The organism is Streptomyces sp. YGL11-2 (assembly GCF_050054615.1).
Taxonomy (GTDB): domain Bacteria; phylum Actinomycetota; class Actinomycetes; order Streptomycetales; family Streptomycetaceae; genus Streptomyces.
This window is the reverse complement of the sequence record NZ_JBNHIN010000110.1, coordinates 1-8,302: the sequence shown is the minus strand read 5'-3', so window position 1 is coordinate 8,302 and position 8,302 is coordinate 1. Positions and strand designations below refer to the sequence as shown.

10 protein-coding genes and 1 pseudogene are annotated in these 8,302 nt (G+C 67.2%); 4 read left to right on the top strand and 7 right to left on the bottom strand.

What is annotated here, in order from left to right:
• Window positions 1-89: 89 nt before the first annotated feature.
• The gene (locus tag ACO1BR_RS43335; protein ID WP_426800625.1) at window positions 90-740 is read right to left on the bottom strand and encodes an HAD family hydrolase; all 651 of its coding nucleotides are present in this window, start codon (window positions 738-740) and stop codon (window positions 90-92) included.
• A gap of 332 nt (window positions 741-1,072) precedes the next feature.
• Window positions 1,073-1,432, bottom strand: a complete 360-nt coding sequence (locus ACO1BR_RS43330; protein WP_426800624.1) for an ArsR/SmtB family transcription factor — start codon at window positions 1,430-1,432, stop codon at window positions 1,073-1,075.
• A 55-nt stretch (window positions 1,433-1,487) separates the two neighbouring features.
• Here ACO1BR_RS43330 and ACO1BR_RS43325 point away from each other — a divergent pair, with 55 nt between their 5' ends.
• Window positions 1,488-2,714 (top strand): MFS transporter, encoded by a 1,227-nt coding sequence (locus tag ACO1BR_RS43325; RefSeq protein ID WP_426800623.1) that lies wholly within the window; start codon window positions 1,488-1,490, stop codon window positions 2,712-2,714.
• 62 nt (window positions 2,715-2,776) lie between these two features.
• Here the strand turns inward: ACO1BR_RS43325 and ACO1BR_RS43320 are convergent, their stop codons facing one another.
• From ACO1BR_RS43320 to ACO1BR_RS43300, 5 genes are all read right to left on the bottom strand, one after another.
• Window positions 2,777-2,902 carry a hypothetical protein gene (locus tag ACO1BR_RS43320; RefSeq protein ID WP_426800622.1) on the bottom strand — a complete coding sequence of 42 codons (126 nt, stop codon included), beginning with the start codon at window positions 2,900-2,902 and terminating at the stop codon, window positions 2,777-2,779.
• 73 nt (window positions 2,903-2,975) lie between these two features.
• Window positions 2,976-3,293 carry a hypothetical protein gene (locus ACO1BR_RS43315; protein WP_426800621.1) on the bottom strand — a complete coding sequence of 106 codons (318 nt, stop codon included), beginning with the start codon at window positions 3,291-3,293 and terminating at the stop codon, window positions 2,976-2,978.
• 175 nt (window positions 3,294-3,468) lie between these two features.
• Window positions 3,469-3,696: a hypothetical protein gene (locus tag ACO1BR_RS43310; RefSeq protein ID WP_426800620.1), complete on the bottom strand. Its 228-nt coding sequence runs from the start codon at window positions 3,694-3,696 to the stop codon at window positions 3,469-3,471.
• A 125-nt stretch (window positions 3,697-3,821) separates the two neighbouring features.
• Window positions 3,822-4,769, bottom strand: a complete 948-nt coding sequence (locus ACO1BR_RS43305) for a threonine/serine dehydratase (protein WP_426800619.1) — start codon at window positions 4,767-4,769, stop codon at window positions 3,822-3,824.
• 471 nt (window positions 4,770-5,240) lie between these two features.
• Window positions 5,241-5,699, bottom strand: a complete 459-nt coding sequence (locus tag ACO1BR_RS43300; protein WP_426800618.1) for a hypothetical protein — start codon at window positions 5,697-5,699, stop codon at window positions 5,241-5,243.
• 1,508 nt (window positions 5,700-7,207) lie between these two features.
• On the opposite strand from ACO1BR_RS43300, the gene ACO1BR_RS43295 reads away from it, so the two are divergent.
• The 3 genes and pseudogenes from ACO1BR_RS43295 to ACO1BR_RS43285 form a co-directional block, all read left to right on the top strand.
• A complete protein-coding gene (locus ACO1BR_RS43295; RefSeq protein WP_148837671.1) occupies window positions 7,208-7,507 on the top strand; it encodes a transposase in 300 nt (99 codons plus the stop codon).
• Window positions 7,504-7,803, top strand: a pseudogene (locus ACO1BR_RS43290) (IS3 family transposase); the annotation flags it as partial. The gene ACO1BR_RS43295 and the pseudogene ACO1BR_RS43290, both read left to right, overlap by 4 nt.
• 43 nt (window positions 7,804-7,846) lie before the next feature.
• On the top strand, window positions 7,847-8,302 hold a 456-nt coding region (locus ACO1BR_RS43285), incomplete at its 3' end, for a DDE-type integrase/transposase/recombinase (protein ID WP_426800617.1).

Here is an 8,302-nt window from a genome sequence, read left to right as displayed (position 1 = left end):
CGTCAGTTACCGTCACCGGCGGGATCTTCGGTCCTCGTTGAGTCACATACAACCAACGACGAAAACCCGACTCAGGACATTAGGAGCTCTTAGCCTGATGCCCTGATGGCGTGATTGATCGCGGAGGCAACGTCGTCAGCGATATGGGTGGGCTGGTAGAAGTCCTGCGGCCAAGCGCGTCCGTCCGTCACCCACACGCTTCGAAGACCGAGTGTGTTGGCGCCCGCGATGTCGGCGTGCGGTGAATCGCCGATGACCCACGCGCCCGGCAGGGGGACACTGACGGTAGCGGCTGCCGCCTGGAAGATCTCCGGTTCCGGCTTCTTGTGGCCTACGTCTTCGGAGATCACCCAGCCTTGGACGAGTTGGTCGAGTCCGGTGTTACGGATCTTCGCTTCCTGCTGGACGGTGCGGCCATTGGTGACGATGACGCAAGTCCAGCCGTCCGCCTGCGCTTTGCCCAGCGCCTCGCGGGAGGACTCCGCCAGGACAACGCGATCGGCGGCGCCGTTGTCGAGAAGGGCATGGATAGCGGTGGTCGGTACTGCGTCGCCGTATCGATCGGTCAGGGCTACGGCGACATCGTGGCGCGTGGTGTAGCCGCTGGCGTCGATGGCCCTCACCCACGTGAGGTCGGAGGCAGGCAGGCCATGCTCGGCAAGAAAGTCGACGACGGCGGCGCCGAAGGCCGCATCGCGGTCGACAAGGGTGTTGTCAAGGTCCAGCAGCAACAACGGCATGACCGGCAGTAGATCACGGAAACCCGCTGCGAGGCAGGCCAGTTTCCGTATGGCTTCGGCACCAGGTCGACGAGGCGGAATCCTGAACTCGGCCGGCTCGACGTACTTGCCCTTCGCCTACGCGTCCCGCGACAACTACCGCCAATACTCCGGCAGATGCAGAACCTGGTTGCTCTCCTTGCAGCACGGACACCCGAGCGCCAGAACCCCCTTCAGGTCAGAAGGCGAAAGCCCGCCACGGGCAGACGGCTGCAGGGGGCGAAGATGCCCCACCCCAGCCGGTCGCTCCCCGCGCCCGCGGGACCTTTCCGCGTCCGCCGAATGACGGGAGCTCACACCCGCTCTTCCGCGACCTTCCCTTGGCCCTCGTCTCGTTCGGAGGTCCCGAGGATCGCCTGGAGGAGGCCGGGAAAGCGGCACTCCATGTCCTCTCGACGGACGCGCACCACCCGCTTGCGACCGTCGGCGACCGTTCTCGTCAGGCCCGCCTCGCGCAGCACACGGTAGTGGTGGGAGATGGTCGGGTTGCTCAGGCCCAGGTCCACCCTCGCCACCAGGATCGCGCAGTCGATCGGCTCGACGGCCTCGTAGAGCGCCCGCATCAGCGTGCGCCTGCCCGGGTCGGCGAGTGCGCTCAGGACGACCGTCAGATCGAACGAGTCGACGGACGGCTCGGGCAGTGTGCGTGGCATCCGCAGACCCTCCATTCTTTGACCGTCATCGAATCATAGAACTACCCTCCACGATATGACGATTCCAGAATCATCGAATCCATCACCGACCTGGCGATTAGTCATCCTGTCCATCGGCACGTTCGTGCTCGGTGTCGACGGATTCGTGCTGCCGGGACTGCTCCCCGACATCTCCAAAGACCTGGCGGTGAGCACGTCCACCGCAGGCCAGCTCACCACCGCCTTCGCCGTCGCCTACGCGATCGGCTCGCCCGTCATCGCCACGCTGACGGGTCGGATGGATCGGCGCATCGTCATCGGTGCGGGCATGATCGCCTTCCTCGTCGGAATGCTGCTCCAGGCCGCGGGGCCGACCTACACGGTCGTGCTGGTGGGCCGGGTCGTCGCGGCACTGGGCGCAGCGGCGTTCCAAGCCAACGCCTTCGCCGTTGCAGGGGTGTTGGCCCCGCCCGAACAGCGGGCCCGGGCCTTCGCGGTGATCGGTGCAGGTCCGAGCCTCGCCGCGGTCCTCGGCGTGCCCTTCGGACTGCTGATCGGCCAGATGTGGGGCTGGCGCGGCACCCTGTGGACGGTCGTCGCGCTCGCCGCGGTGGCCGCGGTGCTCGCGGGCATCGCGATGCCATCGATGACGCTGCCCGCGACGACGATGCGAGAGAGGCTCGCGGTGCTCGTGAACCCGCGCATCCTCATCCTGCTCTCGGTGAGCGCCCAGGTGCTCGCGCCGACGTTCCTGATCTCCTCCTACTCCGCGGCCATCGTCGGGATCAGCACCTCGGGCAGCAGCAACGCGATCCTGGGCGCGCTGTTGGTCTACGGTGCGGGCTTCTTCCTGGGCAACCGGCTGGTCGGCAGGTTCGCCGACCGGTTCTCCTCGCTGACCGTGCTCACCACCGGGCTGGGCATTGTCACCCTCGGATCGGCCCTGCTGGCCGTGGTCCAGCACTGGTTCGTGCCCACCCTGGTGGCACTGTTCATCCTCGGCCTGATGGGGTCGGCGCTGTTCATCCCCCAGCAGAGCCGGGTGTTCGTCGCGGGCGGCGACGTGGCCACCGTCGCACTGAGCCTCAACGGGTCGATGAACTACGTCGGCACCGCGCTCGGCGCCGGCATCGGCGGCGCGGTACTCTCCGTCGCCGGCGTGCTCTGGCTGGCGCCGGCCTCCGCCGTTCTCGCCGCCCTAGTAGCGGGCTTCGCACTGTTCACCGCGCCCGAGCGCAGGCCAGCGAAGGAGACGGCACCCGCCCCGACCCAACAAGCCGAGCTCACCCCGAACGAGGCATGACGCCCGGGTGACCGCGCCCCGTCACGGTCACCCCGCGCAGCACACCCCTCCCGATGTGTCGTTCAGTCCGCGATCACCCTGCCCGGCAACTCGGCGGTCCCGGTGAACTGATAGGAGCGCAGCCGCGGGGACGGGCCGACGATGTCGATGCGGTCGACCGCCGCTTGGCCCGCATCGATCCGTGACAAGTGGCCGGTGTGGGGCTCCCCACCAGCCTGTGACCGGCGGGGAGCCTGATGGGTTGATCGGTTCGGGAAATGGTCAGCAGACCGGGGGGTTGGGGGTCCCCCACTCGCGCAATACCTGGTTCGGCTGCCATACCCAGCCGGCGGCTTCGGGGGCGTTGAGGTTCCACCAATTGCCGTCAGCCGTTTGGCAGTTGATTGTGACTTGCTGGCCGTTGTGGCCTTTGCCCACGATCGCTCCGTCGGGGGCTGCCAGGATGTCGGCGTCTGCGATGAAGCGCCCGGGCACTCCTGCCGCGGCTTGAGCCGCCTGTACCTGCGGGGACAGGAGCGTTCCTCCGAGGAAAACAACGGACACGCCAACCAGTATCAGCTTTGAAGCGAGTTTACGCACTAGGTCTCCATGGCCGGAGGCGATACTCGTGATTACCGGAATATCGCATGGTCAATTCCCGGTGCACGCTAGTAGGCGGCGATGAAATTCCGGTGTAACGGCTGGTGCTTCCCATGCTCGCCGGATCCGGGGCAGTGGGGGGCGCTACCGACGGAGGGCGACGATTGGCGGCCTCTCAGTAATCTGCCGCTTCGTCTGCGTAATCGTCCTCAAGCGGAACGGGAATTGCCTGCTCGATCACGTCGGCCTCTGCAGCGTCGCGTTCACCGGCGTCTGCGGGAAATTCGAGTTCCACGTCCTCATCGAGGATGTCCGGATACGCTGGCACGTTTTGCTCCACAAAGTCGGAGTCAGGAACCGCGTCGCGCTCAACATCTTTTCGATCACCCATACCCGCAATCATGGCACCACTAGTCCTTCATACCGCCCCCGACCAAAGCCGCTTCACCCAACCGAGCGAGCCCCGACCGCAGCCAGCCCGCGTGGGCTGGACCCGGGCAGCCGTAGCCCTCGGCCGAGCGTCAATCGCTACAGATCCGCGGGGCTCGTGTTCGCCCCACAGAGCACCACAGCGACGCGTTCATCGTCTTCAGGCACGTACACGCTGCTCGTCAACGCGGCCAAAGCCGTCGACGCCCCGTACTCCACCACCAGCCGACGGTGATCCCACAACGCTCGCCGAGCACGGACGATCGCATCGTCCGACACCAGCACCGATCGAACGTCTCCGCGCCGAGCGGCATGCAGAGCCATCTCCGAGGTACGGCGCGCACCGAGCGAATCCGCGGCCACCGATTCCACCGCCACGTCGACAACTTGGCCGGCTTCGATGGCGGCGTTGAGCGCCCGGCAGTTCTCAGGCTCGACCGCGACCACTCGGACGCCGTGCGCTTCGGCAGCCGCGGCAACTCCGGAGAACAAGCCTCCACCGCCGACCGCGACGACCACTGTGTCCAAGTCGGCGACCTGCTGCCGAATCTCCTGCAAGAGGGTCCCCGCACCCGCAGCGATCAGCGGCTGGTCATAGGCGTGAGAGGCGAGCGCCCCCGTCGACTCCGCGAACTCCACACAGGCGGCAGCCGCCTCGGCGTACTCGGCGCCGACGAGCCGAACTTTCGCCCCGTACCCCCGGAGGCGCTCCACCTTCACCTCCGGAGCGGTCCCCGGCAGGAACACCGTCGCCCGCAGGCCCTGCTGCTTCGCGGCCCATGCACACGCCAACCCAGCATTCCCGCCGGACGCGATGGTCACCCCCACTTCCGGCAGCGCTCCGGCCTCGCCGTGCGCCCGGATGAAATTCACCGCACCCCGAGCCTTGAAACTGCCCGTGTGCTGCATGAACTCCAGCGCAAGCCACACCCGACACGACTCCGGACTGATAGCCGCAGGATCGACAGGCGCCACCGACACCGGACGCACACGCCCAGCGATGCGGTCCGCAGCCTGCTTCACATCACCGGAGGTGAGAGCGGTCACGGTCTACTCCCTACAGGTTCAGGACCACACGATGAGCTGGCCCGTGGTCGTCAGCCCCAGGAAGAACGCGAAGGCGACGCGTCGCTCCCAGGATTCGGTTCTACCGCGTGGAAGGACCACTCCTCGCGCGCGTGGGTTGCAAGCGGGTATGGTGGCTGGCTGCGGTTCGTGTGCCGGGGGATCACTCCGTGCGCGCGTGGGCTGGACACTTGCCGACCTGCTCAGAAGAGAGCGACTTGCTCGTGCTTGCCTGGCGGTGGGAGTGCCAGCGAATCGCTCCGCTGAGGTGGCACCGCAGCTTGAGCCGCGGTGTCTTCCCACTTCACCGCCCCTGGCCTGCCGCCCCGAAGGGAGGCGGCTCTGACAGGGGCTCCACGGGCGTTTCGAGCCTCCCGCGCATCGCAGGCGGCTGGTCGATCAAGGGGCTCAGTGCGCCGCTCGATGCTCCGGCTGCATTCAGATCCCGGCCGGTCAACTGAGCGGGTAGGTCTGCGCGGGGCCGGAGCCCGGCGGGCGGTTGTCGAGGTAGACGACCTTTAGCCGGGAGAAGTACGGCGCCTTGCCGTGCGGGCGCGCGACCGGGCGGTACGCCTCTACGCCCACCCAGAAGGTGTGGAAGTGGCCCTCGGCGCAGTCCGGGAGGCAGTCGTTGGCCACCTGGCGGCCCACGCCGTGCGCGGCGCGGGCGGTCCAGTCGGCCCAGTGCAGCCCGCGCAGGTCGTTGTTGCCGTCTGCGCAGGCCAGCATGTATTCCCGTGGCGATACTTGGTCGTGGCGCAGACAGTCGATCAGCACCGGAGCGCGGTGCGGAGCCCGATTGGCGACGGTGTGGACGCGGTCGGGACCGGCCGCGGAGGCGGGGGCAGCGGTGATGGCGACGAGGGCGGCGGCTATGACGGCAGTGCGTCGAGCACCAGATGCAAATGACATAGGACAAGACGTATCAGCGCCGGTCACCCATGGGATACCTACCGCGTCAAACCCCTCGAACCGGCGATCTGTTTTCGGCCTCACCCCGGTCCCAACACCCAGCGGCGCTACAACGTCCCGCCACTCACGGCCAAGGCTGAGTTCGTCGGTGCCGGATTGACTGTCGAGGGGACGGGACAAGCTGTGCGCCTACCTCGAAACCAACCTGCAGGTCCGGCGCGAACGCCACCATGTTCAACCGTCGGCAGGCAACCGCCGGGCCGGGTTGCCGGCCAGGTGGCGCGCCGCGAACGCGCCCTCGCTGGACCCGGCGGCCAGCAGGCACGATCCCGCGGCTACCGCCCCCACGCCAGGGTGCCGGCCGACGCTCTCCTACTGCTGACGCTTGGTACGCAAAGACATCCAAATTGTTGCGCTTCCAAGGACCAAGACAATAGCGATAAAGGTCCAAATCATGGCGTGTTTGATGCTACATCAGATGACGACGGGGTCGAGGTAGTCGATGCTGCGCTCGGCCGCCGACTTCGCCCGCGGAGGAGCACGATAAGGACGAGCACGGAGCTTGCGGCAGCCGCCGCCCACGGACTGGGGCCTCCATCCCAGGTGACTACCGCTGCTGCAGTAGTCAGGGTCACATTGAAGGCGGTGAGCCCCAATGCCAGGCGGCCCGTTCGCTTGTCACTCATGCGCGTCCTCCGCTGCGGTAGATCACGACCACGGTCAGAAGCGACGATATGAGCCAGGCAAAGCCGCCTCAAGCCTCGATTCTAAACGGATGCCCGCGGACGAAGACCAGGCTGGGGGCGATGTGTTGACTCGACCCCCGCCAGAGGCACAAGGTCGCCAACTGTCGTAAGCCGGCGTCAAAAGGATCGCCGGGGAGCGAACAGGGTGGTGACCGGTTCGGTGATCGGCAGCAGGTCCACGCTGCGCGTCGCCTACGTCGCCGATGCTGACGAGACCGCAGACGGCCCCCACTACCGCGCCCTCAAACCGTAATGTCATCCACAAGACCGAACCGCACTCCGGGCTGAAGGCCAGAGCTGTCCCCTGGGAAGGAGCATCGGGTATCAGCCGCCGGGAAGGGGCTCGGGGTAGCGCTTGAGGACCTGGGTGGGGTGGTCTTCGTCGGTGAGCCAGAGCACTACGTGGTAGTGGTCCTCGCCGTCCAGCCCGTCCTCGGAGATACGCCGGCGTGCAGAGCTCCCCCGGCGATCTTTCCGGTGGCTTTGATCTCTCCTCCGAGCAATGTGCCGGCGCCCTGCAGCGCCATGTGCTCGGCGTGTCCCGCTCCGCGCAGCGCGCTGGCCGCGCCGTGGCGGATGCCGTCCGCGAGAGAGTCCAGGCCCGTCTCCACTGAGCTGGTGACTTTGTCCCACAGCGATGGTTTAGGCGGTGCCGCTTCCTGCGTCTTGGCCAATACTCCGGCGCTACGGCTGCCTGAGTCTTCCCCTTGATCGTGGACACCTGGAGACTGGGATCTGAGGTTCCAGAGGAAGTAGCACCAGGTGGGAAGCAAGTACACGAAGCGGTACACCGAGGAGTTCAAGCGCGACGCGATCGCGCTCGTCGATTCCTCGGGCAAGACGGTCACGGCGGTCGCCCGAGAGCTCGGCATCAGCTCCGAGTCCCTGCGCGGCTGGTACCGCCGGGCCAAGGCAGATCGGGGCGAGGGCGCGCCGGGCGAGCTCACCACGGCCGAACGCGAAGAGCTCAAGCGGTTGCGTCGGCAAAACGCCGAACAGGCCAAGACGATCGAGGTGTTGCGAAAAGCTGCGGTCTTCTTCGCGAAGGAGAGCGATCGGTGAACGACACGTACGCGTTCATCGAGGCGGAGAAGACCACCCACGGCGTCGCTTTCCTGTGCCGGCTGCTGAAGGTGGCCCGCTCCTCCTTCTACGCCTGCCTCGCCGCGGCCAAGACCCGCTCGGCCCGCAAGGCCGCCGACGAGGCCCTGGCCCACGAGATCACCGTCATCCACGTCGCCTCCCGCCACACCTACGGGGTCCCGCGCATCCATGCCGAACTGCGGCGCCTGGGCCGGTGCGTGAACCGCAAGCGCATCGCCCGCCTGATGCGCGAGCACGGCATCCAGGGCGCCCACCGCCGCAGGCGGCGGTCGCTGACCCGGCCGGACAAGAAGGNGCGTGAACCGCAAGCGCATCGCCCGCCTGATGCGCGAGCACGGCATCCAGGGCGCCCACCGCCGCAGGCGGCGGTCGCTGACCCGGCCGGACAAGAAGGCGAAGCCGGCCCCCGATCTGATCGGCCGCGACTTCCACGCCAAGATCCCCGGCACGAAGCTGGTCGGCGACATCACCGCCCTGCCCACCGGCGAGGGCTTCCTCTATCTCGCCTGCTGGCTGGACCTGGCCACCCGCGAGGTCGTCGGCTACTCGATGACCGACCACCACCGCGCCGACCTCGTCGTCGACGCGCTGAAGATGGCCGCCGGACGCAGCCGTCTCCAGCCCGACTGCGTAGTGCAATCGGACCGCGGCGGCGAATACACCAGCAGCCAATACCGAGATGAAATAGGCGAGTTGGGCCTCCGGCAGAGCTGCGGACGCACCGGATCCTGCTTCGACTGTGAGGATGATCGG